A 16,115-nucleotide genomic window follows, 5' to 3' on the forward strand; every position below is an offset into this window, starting at 1 on the left:
GTGAACGGACGCCAACCTGTCGTCGTCGGTGTGCACGCCACCGAACAGGCACTGACGCTGCCCGACCGCGACGCCATGGACCTCGCCCTCGAAGCGGTGCGCGGCGCGATCGCGGACGCCGGACTGACCCCGGCCGACGTGGACGGCGCCCAGGTCGACTGGCCCGGCCCCGGCGGCGTCCCCGGCGAGGGCAGCTCCTGGGCGCGGATGCTCGGCCGGGACCTGCGCTGGACCAGCGACTCGATGCTCGACAACGCCGGTTCGCGGGGCCTGCTGAAGGCGGCCGCAGCCATCAGCGCCGGATACGCGGACACCGTCGTCGTCGGCGGCTGCAAGCTGGTCTCGCGCGGAGCCGGTCCCGTCGGAGCCGGGGTACCCCTGGAGTTCGCCGATGTGTGGGGCAGCTACGTCGTCGCCCAGTTCGCGCTGGTGGCGGCCCGGCACATGCACGAGTACGGCACGACCTCCCGCCAGCTCGCCGAGGTCGCCGCCACCATCCGCAACAACGGCACCACCAACCCGGAGGCGATGATGTACGGCCGCGGACCGTACACCGCCGACGACGTCCTCGCCTCCCGGATGGTGGCGACGCCCTTCCACCTGCTGGACTGCTGCATCGTCGGCGAGGGCGGCGCCGCACTGGTGGTCACCACCGCCGAACGGGCCCGCGACCTGCCGCACCCGGCCGTCGCCGTCCTCGGCGGCGGCATGGAGTACCACCAGGCCGCGTACGCCAACCCGGCCCTGCACCGCGAGGTCGGACAGCTCGGCCGGGACGCCGCCACCCGCGCCTACGCCATGGCCGGCGTCGGCCCGCACGACGTGGACGTGTTCTCCCTGTACGACCCCAACTCCTTCGAAATCATCCGGCAGTTGGAGGCACTCGGCCTGTGCGGCGAGGGCGAGGGCGGGCCTCTGGCGGCCAGCGGTGCCATCGCCGTGGGCGGCAAGCATCCCGTCAATCCCGACGGGGGCTGTCTGTCGTACGCCTGGAACGGGACGCAGCAGATGACGCTCAAAGTCGTCGAAGCCGTACGGCAGTTGCGCGGCACCGCCGTGCACCAGGTCGAGGGCGCCGAGCTGGCGGTCGTCGGTAACGCCGGGTCCGGCGCGCAGCATTACGAGATGAGCCTGCTGGGGAGAGCGCGATGAGCCGGCCCGTACCCGTCCCCACCGAACTGTCCGAACCGTTCTGGAACGCGGCTCGACGCGGCGACTTGGTCATTCCCTACTGCCCGAGCTGTGACCTGCGCTTCTTCGTTCCCGAGCCCGCCTGCCCGCGGTGCATGGCGCCGGACTGGCACTACGCGGCGAGCGCCGGCCGGGGGACCGTCTACTCGGTGACCGTGGTCCACCGCGCTCCCGGCCCCGGCTTCGACACGCCCTTCGCGCTCGCCGTGATCGACCTCGACGACGGCGGCACCCTGCTCTCCCACGTCGACGCCGGCGATCCGGAGGCCGTGGCCATCGGCATGCGTGTACGCGTCGACTTCAGGCTCTTCACGGACGAGATCACGCTGCCGTATTTCGTGCCGGAGCGTTGATCGGGCGGGTTGACCCACTCTTGTGAAAATTTAGTGGGCTAAGTGTATTTAGATAGCGGTATCCATGGATAGCATCGGCGCGTCATCGTGCGGGCCCATCGGAGCGGCCCGGCACTTGGAGCATCGCTGGGGACCTCAGTGGCAGTGCACGCGCGTGCGTCGAAGAGACAAGGCCCAAGGGGCAGCGGCAGCGGAGCCCGGCGACAGCCGTCACTTCGAACGGTCCTGCTCATCCTGGCTCTGGTGCCCAGTGTGACCCTCGTGGCCCTGTGGCTGGCGAGTTCCGCTCAGCTCTACACGGAATGGCAGAGGCAGAAGGACCGCAATGCGGCCTCCAACGCGGCGGCACGTCCGATCATGGCGGCCTTCTTCGACCTCCAGGAGGAACGGCGGCTCAGCGGCGCGGAGTTGGCCGACCCCGAGGGCTACCAGAAGGCGTTGCGCGCGCAGCGCAGCCGCACCGACGCCGACGTCACGACGGTCCAGGAACTGCCCGACAGCGGCTGGAGCGCCCCGGACGACATCCGCGCCAACGTCGTCCAGGTGGGCAGGAACCTGCGGAAACTGGCCGACTTCCGGGCGGGGGTGGACCAGCGGACCGCCTCGCAGCAGCAGACGTTCGACCGCTACACGAGCCTCATCTCCGGCCAGTTGAACCTGTTCACCACTCTGAGCCACGTCGGTCTGCCCAATATCGACTACCTCGCCCGGCCGGCCATCGACTCGGTCTGGGGCATGGAGATGATCTCGCGGGAGAACGCGCTGTTCACCCGCGGCTCGGTGACCGGACGGCTCTCCGCCACCGAACGCGGGCAGCTCGCCGGATGGATCGGCTCCCAGCACTTCCTCTACGACAACAAGATCGTGCCCCTCGTCCCGGACGACCAGGCCGCGCTCTACCGGAAGCTGATGGCGGGCGGCGCGTGGAAGCAGAAGACGACGGCTGAGCAGAAGGTCCTGTCTGACTCCGGCTCCGGCTCCGGGGCCGACGCGGACAAGTTCTCCAAGGGACTCGGCACGACATGGAGCGACAGCGTAGGGCCGGTCGCCACCCAGCTCCAGCAGCTCAACACCACCTACTCGGTGACCCTGACGGCGGCCACCGAGAAGGAACTGAACGCGTTGGTACGGCGGCTGATCGTCACCAGCGTGATGGGCGCGGTCGCGGTGCTCGTGGTCGTCCTGATCAGCGCGCTGCTCACCCGGACGCTGCGCCGCCGGATCTCCGCGCTGCGCGTCGCCGCCCTGGACCTGCAGACCCGCATGCCGGCCGTGGTCGAACGCCTGCGCAGCGGTGACGTCGTCGACCTGGACGCCGAACTCCCCGCGATCCAGCACGGCGACGACGAACTGGGCCAGCTGGGCCAGGCGTTGAACCTCGCGCGCCACAGCGCGCTGGACACGACGATGGCCCAGGTCTCGCAGTTCCGCGGCTTCGAGAAGCTGCTCCAGCGCATCGCCCGGCGTACCCAGTTGCTCATCGGAATGCAGATGAAGAAGCTCAGTGAGCTGGAGCGTCGGCACGAGGATCCCGAGGTCCTGGAGGGCCTGTTCGACCTCGACCATCTGACCGCCAGACTGCGGCGCTACGAGGAGAACCTGGTGATCCTCGGAGGCGGCCAGCCGCAGCGACGCTGGCGCAAGCCCGTCCTGCTGCTGGATGTGCTGCGCTCCGCGCAGAGCGAGGTGCAGGACTACCGGCGGATCCAGATCGACGTCGAGGAGCGCGTGTGGCTGGCCGAGCGCGCGGTCGGCCTGGTGATCCATGTGCTGGCCGAACTCATGGAGAACGCGGTGGGCTTCTCGAGACCGCCGACGCCCGTGGAGGTGTATGCCGCCCGGGTGGGACGCGGTCTCGCGGTGGAGATCGAGGACCGCGGCGTGGGCATGGACCCCGAGCAGTACGACGAGGCCAACCGGTTGATGACCGAGCCGCCCCGCATGGACGTCATGTCCCGGGCGGACGACGTCAGGCTCGGCCTCTATGTGGTGGCCCGGCTGGCGCGTGCCCTCGACATCCAGGTGGAACTGCGGCCCTCCTCGTTCGGCGGCACCCGGGTCGTCGTCCTCATCCCCGACGAACTCGTCGTCGAGGCTCCCGGGCGGACCGGGCCCGCACCCGAAGCAGCCGACGCCGCCTGGCCGCCGCCCCCCGAGGCGGCCGTCGCGGACGTGCCCGGCGTGGAGCACGGGACGGCCCCGGACGCGGACACCCTGGTGACCGGCCGCGTTGGTCCACTGGAAGCCGCGGCCCCGGTGAGTGATGTGTGGACCCGGCCGCCGCGTCCCCATCCGGTGTCGCAGCCGGCCGGCGCACCGCGGGGGAGCGGCACCCTGCGCGTGGATGTCGCGCCGGACGTGCAACCGCTGCCCAAACGGGTGCGCCTGGCCAGTCTCGCCGACGAACTGCGGGACCCGGCCGCCGGCCCGGGGGCGCTGTCGCCCGACGAGCAGTCACCGGACCGCCGGTCCGCGCCCGCCCGCTCCGGCGCGACGATCGGTGCCTTCCAGCGCCAGTCCCGGATGGTACGGCGTGACCTTCCCCCGACCGACCACGAACCCATCGACGTGCTGCCGCAGCGTAGACGGATCCCGACGGAAGACTGACCATGACAATGCGAACGACCGCGACCCATCCGGACCTCGACTGGTTGCTGGACGGCCTGGTCGAACAGGTCCCGGGCACGCACCACGCCATCGTGCTGTCCGACGACGGGCTGGTGGTGAGCCAGTCCCGCACCATCGCCCGCGGCGACGCCGAGCGCCTCGCCGCCATCGCCACCGGCCAGCAGAGTCTGGCCCGCGGGGTCGGGCAGCTGTTCGGCGGCGGTTCGGTGCACCAGGTCATCGTCGAGCTGACCGACCTGTGGCTGTTCATCTCCGCCGCGGGCCGAGGCACTCATCTGGCCGTCGTGGCGTCCCAGGAAGTGGACGCCGAGTTGATGACCGTGGCCATGCACACCCTGATGCAGCAGGTGGGCCAGCGCATGAGCACCGAGACGCGCTTCGGGGCGCCCGTCGATGGGCGCGGTGTACGTGAGTGAGCCACTGGATGGACGGCCTGGAAGCAGGGGACGCTGAGGAGCTGTCGGTCAGGCCTTACACGATCACCCAGGGCCGGACGGCACCCGCGCGCGACGACCTCACTCTGATCACCCTCGTGACGACCGTCGAACCGGCACCCGGCCGGGCCGGTCTGCGGGGCCTGCAACCCGAGCACCGCTCGATCCTCCAGCAGTGCCGCACCCCAGCAGCGGTGGCCGAGATCGCCGCGGAACTGAACCTGCCCGTGGCGGTCACGAAAATCCTGATCGACGACCTGGTCGCGCTGGGCAGGGCGACCACCCGTCCTCCGATCGCTGTAGCAGTAGGAAACACAATGGACATGACACTTCTTCGGGCGGTGAGGGATGGCCTTCGCAGACTCTGACCCCGCGGGCCGGGCCTACGACGGCTCGGCACCCGCGGCGGTCAAGATCCTTGTGGCCGGTGGCTTCGGTGTGGGCAAGACGACCCTGGTCGGGGCGGTGAGCGAGGTGGCGCCGCTGCGCACCGAGGAGTATCTGACCGTCGCGAGCGTGGGCGTCGACGACGTCGAGGGCGTCGAGCGGAAGGCCACCACCACGGTGGCCATGGACTTCGGCCGCATCATGGTCAACCCCAAGTTGGTGGTCTACCTCTTCGGGACGCCCGGCCAGGAGCGCTTCTGGTTCATGTGGAACGACCTTGTGCACGGCGCGCTCGGCGCGGTGGTCATCGCCGACACCCGGCGGCTGGAGTCCAGCTTCGCGTCCATCGACTTCTTCGAGAGCCGCGGCATCCCCTTCGTGATCGGCGTCAACTGCTTCCACGGCCACCAGGAACGCAGCGAGCGGGAGATCCGCGAAGCGCTCGACCTCGATCCGGAAGTCCCCCTGGTGATGGGGGACATGCGGCAGCGGGCGGTGGGCCGCGATCTGCTGCTCGCGCTGGCCGAACATCTCATTGCCGCGAACTCGGTAACCTAGTTCAATCAGTTATCTAGTAGAGTGAACCGTCTACCCGGTGCTCGGGCCATGTCCCGCACCTGTGGGTCGGACGGAGGTGGGCCCGGTGACGAGTACGACGGGGCGGCAGGGCGGTGGTGGCGGGGGCGTGAACGGTGTCAAGGTCCGCGTCCCCAAGATGGCCGAGCTGGTGGCGGCACAGCTGCGCCGCAAGATCGTGCGCGGAGAGCTGGCCGAGGGCGAGGCGCTCCCGGCCGAGTCGGCGCTCATGGCGGAGTTCGCGGTCTCCCGGCCGACGCTGCGGGAGGCGTTCCGGGTGCTGGAGTCGGAGTCGCTGATCAGCGTGCGCCGGGGCGCCCGGGGCGGGGCCCGGGTGCAGACCCCGGAGGGCACGGTCGCGGCCCGGTACGCCGGCGTGGTCCTCGAATACCGGGGCACGACCCTCAAGGACGTCTACGACGCCCGTACGGTCATCGAGGCACCGTGCGCCGGACTGCTGGCCGAGGGACGCACGGACGAGGACCTGGAGCGGCTGCGGGCCGCCGTAGCCGAGGCCGAGGCACTGATGGACAACCCCTCCGCCTTCATCCGTGCCCACATGGAGTTCCACGCCCTGGTCGTCGAACTGGCGGGCAACGAGACGCTGAGCGTCCTCAACGGCATGGTCCGGCACATCATCGACCAGGCGAACTGGTCCCACGTCGACCTGGACGCAGGCAGCCCCGAGAACGTACGGGCCAACCGCCGGGGCTTCCGCGCCCACGGCGCGCTCGTCGAACTCGTCGCCGCGCGCCACACCGAGGCCGCCGAGGAACTGTGGCGCCTCCATCTCCAGGAGGCCGAGGACTACCTGCTGCAGAACAGGTCCATGACCACCGTCCTGGACCTGCTCGGCTGACCGTCATTCGGGTGTGCGCAGCTCCTGCACGATGGGCTCCCACACCGCGGCGTCGATCTCGTACGCCGTGTAGAAGGACACCCGGTCCACCAGTGCCCCGTACCGGCGCCGGATCTCGCCCGCCACCCGCTCCGGCTCCGCCACGACCGCGAAGGTGTGCAGCACCTCGTCGTCGACGAGGCGGCTCATCGCCTCCCACTTGTCCTCGCGCCGGGACGTCGACAACGCGTGCAGCTCGTCGCCGAGTCCACCCCAGCCGTGCAGCTCCAGCACCCCGCGGTAGGCGGGTGTGCTGCCGTAGAAGGCGATCTGGGCACGGGTGCCGTCGATCGCGCGGGTCATCTCCTCCTCCGTGCGGCCGGTCGCGGTCAGCAGCAGATGGGAGACGGCGAAGTCGGCCCGCGTACGGCCGGACGTGGCGAGCCCCGCCTCCACGGTCGGCAGGGTCACCTCCCGCAGGTACCGCTCGGTGGTGAAGCCGTGCGCGAGGAGCCCGTCGGCGACCTCGCCTGCCACTCGGGTCATCGCCTGGCCGACCGCGGCCACGAACACCTTGGGCGCGCCACCGGGAGCGGGCGGGGGAGAGAAGAAGGGCGACATCAGGGTGTGCGAGTAGAAGTCGCCGCGGAAGTTGAGCTTCTCGCCCTCGTTCCAGGCGGCCCAGATCGCGTGCAGCGCGCTCACGTACTCCCGCATGCGCGCCGCGGGCCGGCTCCACGGCATGTCGAAGCGCCGCTCGATGTGCGGCTTGATCTGGCTGCCGAGACCGAGCGAGAACCGTCCGCCCGCGTAGGTCTGCAGGTCGTGCGCGGTGTACGCGAGCTGCATGGGGGAGCGGGCGAAGGCCACCGCGATGGCCGTCCCCACCTCGAGGCGGTCGGTGTGCTCCGCCGCCAGCACCAGCGGCAGGAAGGGGTCGTGCTTGGACTCCGACGCCCACAGGCCGTCGTAGCCGGCCTTCTCGTGGTGCCTGGCCTCCTCCACGACCTCCGTGGTGCTCCACACGTTGAGCTTGCCGTCGACCTTCATGCCGCTCCCTTGTCCTTTTCCATGCCGATTCTCCGCGCGAGCAGCTCCCGGTGATACGCGGGATCCCCGAACAGCAGCTGTGACGTCTTGGCCCGCTTCAGATAGAGGTGGGCCGGGTGTTCCCAGGTGAAGCCGATGCCGCCGTGCACCTGGATGTTCTCCTCCGTCGCCTGTACACCCGCGTCGGAACAGAACGCCTTGGCCAGACTCGCCACGGCGGGCAGTTCCGGGTCCTCGTTCTCCGAGGCGAGCAGGGCGTAGTGGGCGGCGGCGCGCGCCGACTCCACCTCCAGGAGGACGTCGGCGAGCAGATGCTTGACGGCTTGGAAGGAGCCGATGGGCCGTCCGAACTGGTGGCGCACCTTGGCGTAATCCACCGCCATGTCGAGCGCACGGGACGCCACCCCCACCTGCTCGGCGGCCAGCGCCACGGCGGCCCGGTCGAGCACCTCCGACACCAGGTCCCAGCCGTCGCCGTGCGTACGCAGCCGGGTCGCCGGTACGTCCCGGTAGTCGAGGCGGGCCTGGCGGCGGGTCGGGTCCATCGTGGGCAGTGGCTCACGGGTCAGACCGGCCGCGTCGCCGTCCACCCAGAAGACCCCTACGCCGTCACCGGTGCGGGCGACGGTGAGGACGACATCGGCGGTGGCCCCGTCCAGGACGAACATCTTGTGTCCGGTCAGCAGCCAACTCCCGTTGCTTTCACGGACGGTGAGCTGGACACCCGCCGCGTCCCAGCGGGCGGAGTCCTCGGTCAGGGCAAGTGTCCCGACGAGTTCACCGGTGGCCAGGCCCGGCAGCAGGCGTTTGCGGGCGTCCTCGTCGGCGCAGCGCAGCAGAGTGGTCGTCGCCAGCACGGCCGAGGACAGGAACGGTGCGCACAGCAGCGCACGGCCCATCTCCTCCATCACCACGCCCACTTCGACCGGCCCGCACCCGGCACCGCCGTACTCCTCGGGGATCGCCAGGCCCTGCAGCCCGAGCTCCGTTCCCATCCGGCGCCACAGCGCCCGGTCGAAGCCCTCGGGCGCCTCCATCAGGCGCCGCGTCTCGGTCTCGGGCGAGGTGTGGGCCAGGAACGCCCGTACGGTGCGCCCCAGTTCCTCCTGCTCCTCGCTGAACGCGAAGTCCATGTCTCAGCCCTCCCCGGCGGTCCGGCGACGGGCGCGGGACGCGATGATCTTCTCGACGACGGCGATGTGGTCCGGCGAGTGCATGGTCTCCTGCTCGGCGAGCAGGGCGGGTTCGAGCACGGTGGCGAGCGCCTGCTCCAGGTGCAGGTTCACCGCACGTTTGGTCTCACGCAGCGCCTGCGCGGGCAGGGCGGCCAGCCGCGCGGCGAGGTCCATGGCCTCGTCCAGGAGCTTGTCCTTGGGCACGGCCCGGTTGGCGATGCCCAGCCGTACCGCGTCGTCGGCGCTCACCCGGTCGCCGAGGAACAGCAGTTCCTTCGCGCGGGTCAGGCCCACAAGCAGAGGGAGGACGAGCGCACCGCCGTCGCCCGCGACCAGTCCGACCTGGACGTGGGGGTCCGCGACATAGGCGTCGTCGGCCATCAGGACCAGGTCGCTCAGCAACGCCAGGCTGCATCCGAGTCCCACCGCGGGCCCGTTGACCGCCGCGATCACCGGCAGCGGGCAGCGCACCATGCCGGTGATGATCCGCCGGGCCTCGTCGACGTTCTGCTCTCGGAAGGCGCGGTCGCGCTGGACCCGGGTCATGATGTCGAAGTTGCCCCCGGCGCTGAACGCCCGGCCGCGCCCGGTGAGGACGACGACCCGGGCTTGAGGGTCGTCGGCGAGCGAGTCCCACAGCGACGCGAGACCCGCGTGCAGCTCCTCGCTCATCGCGTTGAGCTGGTCCGGCCGGTTCAGCTCGATCAGCCGGACCGGCCCGACGGCCGTCACCAAGAGGTCCGTCATCTCCACCGCCATCAGTCATCATCGAACGAGTCAGTAGAGTTGAATGCTATAACTAATTAAGCTTTCTGGAAACGGCTCGCTGGAGTGACGGAGGACGCGTATGCCGGAGCAGGAGTACGACACCGTGCGGGCCGAGGTGGCGGACCGGATCCTCACCGTCACCCTCAACCGGCCCGAGAAACTCAACGCCTTCAACCCTCAGATGATGGCCGATCTGCTCGACGTCCTGGACGCGGCCGACGCCGACGACGACATACGCGTGATCGTGGTGACCGGCGCCGGACGCGGCTTCTGCGCGGGCGCCGACGTCAGCTCCGGCGGCTCCTCCTTCGACCACCGCAAGGCGGGCGCCTGGCACCGGGACACCGGCGGCCGGGTCGCGCTGCGGATCTTTTCCAGCACCAAGCCGGTGATCGCGGCGATCAACGGCCCGGCGGCGGGCGTCGGAGCCAGCATGACCCTGCCCATGGACATCCGCCTGGCCTCGACCTCGGCGAAGTTCGGCTTCGTCTTCGCCCGCCGCGGCATCGTGCCGGAATCGGCGGCGAGCTGGTTCCTGCCCCGGGCGGTGGGCATGCAGCGGGCGATGGAGTGGGTGGCCACCGGTCGCGTCTTCGGCCCCGAGGAGGCTCTGGCGGCCGGGTTGGTCCGGTCCGTGCACCCGCCGGAGGAGCTGCTGCCGGCGGCGTACGAACTCGCCCGGGAGATCGCCGAGAACACCTCCGCGATCTCCGTCGCCCTCTCCCGCCAGATGATGTGGCGGATGCTGGGTGAATCCCACCCGATGGCCGCCCACCGGCTCGACTCCCGGATCATGAGCCAGATCGGGGGCGGCCCGGACCCCGTGGAGGGCGTCCAGTCGTTCCTCGCCAAGCGGCCGCCCGCATTCCCGGGTCGGGTCAGCAAGGACATGCCACCCCTCTATCCCTGGTGGCAGGAAGAGGAGTTCCGCCCCCTGGAGGAGCGGGCACCGGCATCGGAGGGCCAGGGATGACGACGTTCGACTACATCGTGGTGGGCGCGGGGTCCGCTGGCTGCGTGCTCGCGAACCGTCTCTCCGAGGACCCGAAGACGTCCGTACTGCTGATCGAGGCGGGTGGCCGGGACGCCGCACCGCTGATCAGGATGCCCAAGGGATTCGGCAAGCTGCTGGGCGATCCCCGGTTCGCCTGGCACTACCCGGTCGAGCCGGTGGGACCCAGTCGCCGTGTCGAGCACTGGGTCCGGGGCCGGACGCTCGGCGGATCCAGCTCGGTCAACGGAATGGTCTACAACCGAGGTGACCGGGCCGACTACGACGAGCTGGAACGCCTCGGCAACCCCGGCTGGGGCTGGGACACCATGCTGCCGGTCTTCCAGCGGATCGAGGACAACGCGCTCGGCGCTTCCCGGGCCCGGGGCGCTGGTGGTCCGCTGCACATCTCCACCGCGGCGCAGGCGGAGCCGCTCTGCGAGGAGGCGATCAGCGCCGGGACCGGACTCGGCTGGCGCCGCACGGACGACCTCAACGCGAGCGACGACGAACGCATCGGCTACGCCATGGCCACCATCAAGAACGGGCAGCGCTTCAGTGCCGCCCGCGCCTTCCTGCACCCCGTCGCGGACCGGCCGAACCTGACCGTCTCGGTGGACACCGTCGTGACGCGCGTCCTCGCCGAGCACGGCAGAGCCGTCGGCGTGCACGCCCGCAGCAAAGGCCGGGAGACCGACTTCCGGTCTAGACGCGAGGTGATCCTCTCCGCGGGCAGCATCGCCACGCCCAAGATCCTCCAGTTGTCCGGCATCGGCCCGGCCGAGACGCTGAAATCGGCGGGCGTCGACGTCGTGGTCGACAGCCCGCACGTGGGCGGCCGGATGCGCGAGCACCGGTGTTTCGTCGTCCAGTACCGGCTGAAGGACGACCTCGGCTACAACAAGGCGCTGAGCACCCCGCTGCGGCAGGCCCTGTCGGGGGCGAGATACCTGGCGACCCGGCGTGGACCGCTGGCCGCGCCCGCCTTCGACGTCATCGCCTTCTTCAAGACCCGGCCCGAACTCCCCCGACCGGACGCCCAACTGCTGATCGCGCCGGTGTCCCTGCTGCCCGACGTCCCCGGCAAGGAGACCGGCGTGGAACGCGAGCCCGGAGTGATGGGCCTCGGCTACATCCTGCGCCCCACCGCCGAGGGCAGCCTGCACATCACGTCGGCCGACCCCGACGCCCCTCTCACGATCACGCCGAACTACTACGGTTCCGACCACGACCGCACGGTGGGAACCGCCCTCTTCCGGCGCATGCGGGAACTCTTCGAGACCGAACCGATCGCCGGTCGGATCACGGCCGAGACCCTGCCGGGGGCCGGTGTCCGCGACGACCAGGACATCATCGACGCCGGTCTCGACCAGGGACGCTGCGGCTACCACGCCATCGGCACCTGCGCCATGGGCCCGGACGAGGACGACGTCGTCGACGGCCGGCTGCGGGTACGCGGCATCGAGGGACTGCGGGTCGTCGACTGCTCGGTCATGCCGACCATGGTGTCCGGCAATCTGAACGCACCGATCATGGCCATGGCCTGGCGGGCGGCCGACCTCATCCTGGAGACGGTCTGATCCCGTATCGGGAGATCTGGCCGAAACATTGTCGTAGTTTGTTTGACCTGTTAGCGTCCGGTCGGCGGACATTCAGTTGAATGCGCTAAACCATTCACCGCCTGGACGGTAACCATGAGCGATGGTTTCCTGCACGAATCCCTTCGCTGTGTCGACTGGGGGGTCGCCACCGCGGACACCATCGCGGCGCCACCGCCGCCCACGCCGGAACGCGGCGGGCACTTCCGGCAGTGGACCGACGACCTCCGGCAGCTGACCGGTGTCGTCGCGGACACCCACCGCATGGTCGCCGGATGGCCGCAGCTCCAGCCCGACGGCGCAGGCAGCTGGGACCGGGACGCCCTGGACCGCTGTGACCGGGCGCTGGACGCGCTGCTCGCGCACGGCACCCGGCCCGCTCTCACCCTGCTCGACCGCTCGTTGCCGCCGTGGCTGGACGCGGCCGGCGGCTGGCTCGCCCGCGACACCGCCGAGCACTTCGCCGCCTACGCGGCCGAGCTGGGCCGCCGTTTCGGCGACCGGGTGGAACGCTGGATCACCTCCACCGACCTCGCCGGCCCCACGCTCGCCGACCATGTGGCCGGAATGTATCCCCCGAACCGGGGCGCGGGCCGGGCCGGACTGCCCACGGTCCACCACATCCTGCTCGCGAACGGGCTCGCCGCCCAGGCCCTGAGGGCCACCGGCGCGCGAGGCCGGATCGGCACCACGGTCACCCTCGTGGGCGGCTACCCGGCCACCGACGACCCCTACGACCGTCTCGCCCTGGAACGCCTGGAGAGCTGGACCAACCGTCTCTTCCTGGACCCCCTGCTGCTCGGCGAGCACATGGTGACCGAAGACGGCGACTCACCGGTCGAGGACACCGGCTGCGTGCGCCCCGGCGACCTGGAGACCATCACCACCGAGCAGGACCTGCTGGGGCTGTCCTGGCACACCCCGTTCCGCGTCACCGCGCCGGAGAACCTGCCCCGCGTGCTGCCGACGAGAACCTGTCAGAGCGCCCTCAACGCGGTGAACCGCCTGCTTGTGGGCCTGGGCTTCGCGATCGTCCCGTTCGACGACGTGGAGACCACCGCCTACGGCTGGCCGATCATCCCCGAAGGACTCGCCGACGCCGTCGCCGGCCTCTACGAGCTGTACGGCGACGCCCTGCCGCCGCTGTCCGTCATCGACAACGGCATGGCCGACCTGGACCTCGTCGACGCCACGGGACACAGCGACGACGACCGGCGCCGGGCCCTGCTGCGCGCCCGCCTCTCCTGGCTGGCCGGACTCACCGCGGCCGGTGTGGAGGTGTGCGGCTACGAGTACTGGTCGGTCCTGGACAACCTGGAGGCCAAGTTCCGCTACACCCGCCTGTACGCCATGGCGGTCCCGGACCACGAGGCCCCGCCGCGTCCCTCGATGCCCTCGGACTGGCTGCAGCACGGCGCCTTCGCCGGCGCCGCCGTGCCCGAAGCGGGGCGGGCGACCGGGCTGAGCCTGGTGCCTGCCGCGCCCCGGGCTCAGGACAGCGGAACCTCGTAGCCCTGCCCCGGGCTCAGGATGCCGGAGCCTCGTAGTCCCTGCCGCGGATCAGTCGCACCGGCGTGTAGACGAGGACGTCCTCGTCCCGCTGGTTGCGTACCGTGATCCGGCTGGTCACCACGCCCCGGCCGGGCTTGCTGGAGGGCCGGGAGCCCGTGGTCTCCACGACGGCGTACACGGTGTCGCCGACGTACACCGGACCCAGCACGTCGAGTTCCATGTGCAGGAAGGCGAGGCCCGTGCCGTGCAGCACGTTCGTCTGCAGGACGAGCCCTTCGGCGATGCAGTACGTCAGTCCCCCCGGGACCAGCCGCCCCGTGTAACCGCCGTCCGCGGCGTGCGAGGCGTCCCAGAAGAGGGGCTCGGTGAAGCCGCCCCAGGTGACGAAGTTGACCAGGTCGGTCTCCGTGATGGTGCGGCGGGCGGTCCGGAAGACCTGCCCGACCGGCATCTCCTCATAGGTCAGTCCCTTGACCAGAAGGGGGACTTCGGTGCTGGTCTGCTGCGGTGCCATGATCGATCGGTTCCTCTCGTACGGTGGTCACAGGTCGAGCGGGTGCTTGCCGCTGACGCCCTCGAAGTCCGCGGGCCGCTTCTCGCGGTGCGCGGCGAGCCCCTCGACGACCTCGTGCCCGCCGAACCCGAAGAACTCCAGCCCGAGCGAGGCCTCGAAGATCGGCTGGGCGGTGCGGTACCAGTGGTTGAGGGACCGCTTGGTCCAGCTGATGGCGCTGGCCGGTCCGGCGGCCAGGGCGGTCGCCACCCGCAGGGCCTCGGTGTGCACGTCGGCGTCGTCCACGCACTTCGACACCAGCCCGATCCGCTCGGCCTCCTCGCCGGTGAGCGTCTCGCAGGTGAGGAGGTAGTACTTGGCCTTGGCCATGCCGCACAGCAACGGCCAGCAGATGGCGGCATGGTCACCGGCCGCGACCCCGAGCCGCGTGTGCCCGTCGACGATCTTCGCCGTGCGGGCGACGACGGAGATGTCCGCGAGCATGCCGATGACGAGCCCCGCCCCGACCGCCGGGCCGTGGATCGCGGAGACCACCGGCTTGGAGCAGTTGAGCACTCCGTAGACCATGTCCCGCGCCTCCCGCATCACCCGGGCGCGCACCGCGTAGTCCTCGGTCATGGCGTCGATGGAGTCGAAGGTCCCGCCCGCCGAGAACGCCCGGCCGGCCCCCTGGACGAGTACCGCGCGGGTCTCCTCGTCCCGGTCCACGACGGCCCAGATGTCGGCGAGCTCGCCGTGCATCCGCGGATCCACGGCGTTGAGGTTCGGGGCGTCGAGCACGATCCGCAGCACGCCGGGCGCGGGCCGCTCGAAGGTCAGGCTCGTGAACGGGGCGTAGGGATCGGTCACGTCGCGCTCCTGGTGTATTCAGTGTGGATACTATAATTATCTAACTGTATCGAGGGGTGGGCGGCAAGCGGCCCGCACGTGACGTTGCACGGAGGACGGGAAGGTCGGCATGGATCTCACCTTCAGCGAGGAACAGGACGAACTGCGCAAGGTCGTCCGCTCGTTCCTCGCCAAACACTCCGACGAGGCGACCGTGCGCCGCCTGGCCGCCGACCCCCGGGGTCACGACCCCGTCGTCTGGCGGCGGATGGCAGGCGAACTCGGCCTCCAGGGACTCGCCGTACCGGAGGTATACGGCGGCTCGGGCTTCGGCTACGTCGATCTCGGCATCGTCTTCGAGGAGGCGGGCCGCGCGCTGCTCGGCGGGCCGTACTTCGCCACCGTCGCCCTGGCCGCCGAGGCACTGCTGCGCTGCGCCGACGAGCAGGCACGGCACGACCTCCTGCCGGGCATCGCGTCCGGCGAGACGGTGGCCACGCTGGCGCTCACCGAGGACAGTGGCCGCTGGGACGAGCAGGGCATCGGGCTCACCGCAGTCCAGGACGAGACAGGCGGCTGGCGGCTGACCGGCGCGAAGACGTACGTCCCCGACGGACACCTCGCCGACCTCCTCCTGGTCGCCGCACGCACCCCCTCAGGTGTCAGCCTCCTGGTTGTCGAGACCGCCGACACCCTCGGCCTCACCCGCACCCCCCTCCCCACCCTCGACCAGACCCGCAAACAGGCCCGGATCGAGTTCATGGACACCCCCGCCCGCCTCCTGGGCCCCGAGGGCACGGCATGGCCCGGCCTCGAACGCACCCTCGCCACCGCCGCCGTACTCCTGTCCGCAGAACAGGTCGGAGGAGCCGCGGCCGCCCTGGACGCCGCCGTGGAGTACGCCAAGATCCGCGAGCAGTACGGCCGGCCCATCGGCTCGTTCCAGGGGATCAAGCACAAGTGCGCCGACATGCTCATGGAGATCGAGTCCGCCCGCTCGGCCGCGTACGGCGGGCTGTGGGCGCTGGACGCGGGCGACGAGACGGAGATCGCCATCGCCGCCGCCCTCGCGCAGGCCTTCTGCTCGGAGGCGTTCACCAAGGTCGCCGCCGACAACATCCAGGTCCACGGCGGGATCGGCTTCACCTGGGAGCACCCCGCCCACCTGTACTTCAAGCGGGCCAAGAGCTCCGAGGTACTGCTCGGCACACCGTCGTACCACCGGGAACTGCTCGCCGCCCGGCTCGGCATCTGAGACCTGAGGAGAAGCAG

At 70.5% G+C, this 16,115-nt stretch carries 16 protein-coding genes; 11 read left to right on the top strand and 5 right to left on the bottom strand.

Annotated features, from left to right (window positions below; genetic code table 11):
• From RNB18_RS03090 to RNB18_RS03120, 7 genes are all read left to right on the top strand, one after another.
• Positions 1-1,152, top strand: coding sequence for a thiolase family protein (locus RNB18_RS03090; protein WP_311712568.1), 1,152 nt, complete (start codon positions 1-3; stop codon positions 1,150-1,152).
• Positions 1,149-1,544: a Zn-ribbon domain-containing OB-fold protein gene (locus RNB18_RS03095; RefSeq protein WP_311712569.1), complete on the top strand. Its 396-nt coding sequence runs from the start codon at positions 1,149-1,151 to the stop codon at positions 1,542-1,544. The genes RNB18_RS03090 and RNB18_RS03095 overlap by 4 nt, the downstream gene beginning before the upstream one ends.
• A gap of 243 nt (positions 1,545-1,787) precedes the next feature.
• The gene (locus RNB18_RS03100) at positions 1,788-4,151 is read left to right on the top strand and encodes a sensor histidine kinase (RefSeq protein ID WP_311712570.1); all 2,364 of its coding nucleotides are present in this window, start codon (positions 1,788-1,790) and stop codon (positions 4,149-4,151) included.
• Between the two features lie 8 nt (positions 4,152-4,159).
• Positions 4,160-4,588, top strand: coding sequence for a roadblock/LC7 domain-containing protein (locus RNB18_RS03105; protein ID WP_394817590.1), 429 nt, complete (start codon positions 4,160-4,162; stop codon positions 4,586-4,588).
• Between the two features lie 17 nt (positions 4,589-4,605).
• The gene (locus RNB18_RS03110; RefSeq protein ID WP_392666164.1) at positions 4,606-4,974 is read left to right on the top strand and encodes a DUF742 domain-containing protein; all 369 of its coding nucleotides are present in this window, start codon (positions 4,606-4,608) and stop codon (positions 4,972-4,974) included.
• Entirely contained in the window at positions 4,955-5,551 is a 597-nt protein-coding gene (locus RNB18_RS03115) for a GTP-binding protein (protein WP_311712572.1), read from the top strand. The genes RNB18_RS03110 and RNB18_RS03115 overlap by 20 nt, the downstream gene beginning before the upstream one ends.
• 85 nt (positions 5,552-5,636) lie before the next feature.
• Positions 5,637-6,428, top strand: coding sequence for a FadR/GntR family transcriptional regulator (locus RNB18_RS03120; protein ID WP_311712573.1), 792 nt, complete (start codon positions 5,637-5,639; stop codon positions 6,426-6,428).
• 3 nt (positions 6,429-6,431) lie between these two features.
• On the opposite strand, the gene RNB18_RS03125 is transcribed toward RNB18_RS03120, so the two are convergent.
• The 3 genes from RNB18_RS03125 to RNB18_RS03135 are packed head-to-tail and all read right to left on the bottom strand — an operon-like array spanning position 6,432 to position 9,379.
• Positions 6,432-7,457 carry a TIGR03617 family F420-dependent LLM class oxidoreductase gene (locus RNB18_RS03125; RefSeq protein WP_311712574.1) on the bottom strand — a complete coding sequence of 342 codons (1,026 nt, stop codon included), beginning with the start codon at positions 7,455-7,457 and terminating at the stop codon, positions 6,432-6,434.
• A complete protein-coding gene (locus RNB18_RS03130) occupies positions 7,454-8,590 on the bottom strand; it encodes an acyl-CoA dehydrogenase family protein (protein WP_311712575.1) in 1,137 nt (378 codons plus the stop codon). Before RNB18_RS03130 ends, RNB18_RS03125 begins: the two co-directional genes overlap by 4 nt.
• 3 nt (positions 8,591-8,593) lie before the next feature.
• The gene (locus tag RNB18_RS03135) at positions 8,594-9,379 is read right to left on the bottom strand and encodes an enoyl-CoA hydratase/isomerase family protein (RefSeq protein ID WP_311712576.1); all 786 of its coding nucleotides are present in this window, start codon (positions 9,377-9,379) and stop codon (positions 8,594-8,596) included.
• A 100-nt stretch (positions 9,380-9,479) separates the two neighbouring features.
• On the opposite strand from RNB18_RS03135, the gene RNB18_RS03140 reads away from it, so the two are divergent.
• The 3 genes from RNB18_RS03140 (at position 9,480) to RNB18_RS03150 (ending at position 13,501) form a co-directional block, all read left to right on the top strand.
• The gene (locus RNB18_RS03140; RefSeq protein ID WP_311712577.1) at positions 9,480-10,373 is read left to right on the top strand and encodes a crotonase/enoyl-CoA hydratase family protein; all 894 of its coding nucleotides are present in this window, start codon (positions 9,480-9,482) and stop codon (positions 10,371-10,373) included.
• Positions 10,370-11,971: a GMC family oxidoreductase gene (locus tag RNB18_RS03145; RefSeq protein ID WP_311712578.1), complete on the top strand. Its 1,602-nt coding sequence runs from the start codon at positions 10,370-10,372 to the stop codon at positions 11,969-11,971. Before RNB18_RS03140 ends, RNB18_RS03145 begins: the two co-directional genes overlap by 4 nt.
• Before the next feature lie 114 nt (positions 11,972-12,085).
• A complete protein-coding gene (locus tag RNB18_RS03150; RefSeq protein WP_311712579.1) occupies positions 12,086-13,501 on the top strand; it encodes a family 1 glycosylhydrolase in 1,416 nt (471 codons plus the stop codon).
• 13 nt (positions 13,502-13,514) lie between these two features.
• Here the strand turns inward: RNB18_RS03150 and RNB18_RS03155 are convergent, their stop codons facing one another.
• Both RNB18_RS03155 and RNB18_RS03160 read right to left on the bottom strand, forming a co-directional pair.
• Entirely contained in the window at positions 13,515-14,015 is a 501-nt protein-coding gene (locus RNB18_RS03155) for a MaoC family dehydratase (protein WP_311712580.1), read from the bottom strand.
• 27 nt (positions 14,016-14,042) lie between these two features.
• Positions 14,043-14,864: an enoyl-CoA hydratase/isomerase family protein gene (locus RNB18_RS03160; protein WP_311712581.1), complete on the bottom strand. Its 822-nt coding sequence runs from the start codon at positions 14,862-14,864 to the stop codon at positions 14,043-14,045.
• Positions 14,865-14,973: 109 nt separating this feature from the next.
• Between RNB18_RS03160 and RNB18_RS03165 the strand changes: the two genes are divergently transcribed.
• The gene (locus tag RNB18_RS03165) at positions 14,974-16,098 is read left to right on the top strand and encodes an acyl-CoA dehydrogenase family protein (protein ID WP_311712582.1); all 1,125 of its coding nucleotides are present in this window, start codon (positions 14,974-14,976) and stop codon (positions 16,096-16,098) included.
• Positions 16,099-16,115: the final 17 nt, after the last annotated feature.

The organism is Streptomyces doebereineriae, assembly GCF_031845645.1.
Lineage (GTDB): Bacteria > Actinomycetota > Actinomycetes > Streptomycetales > Streptomycetaceae > Streptomyces > Streptomyces canus.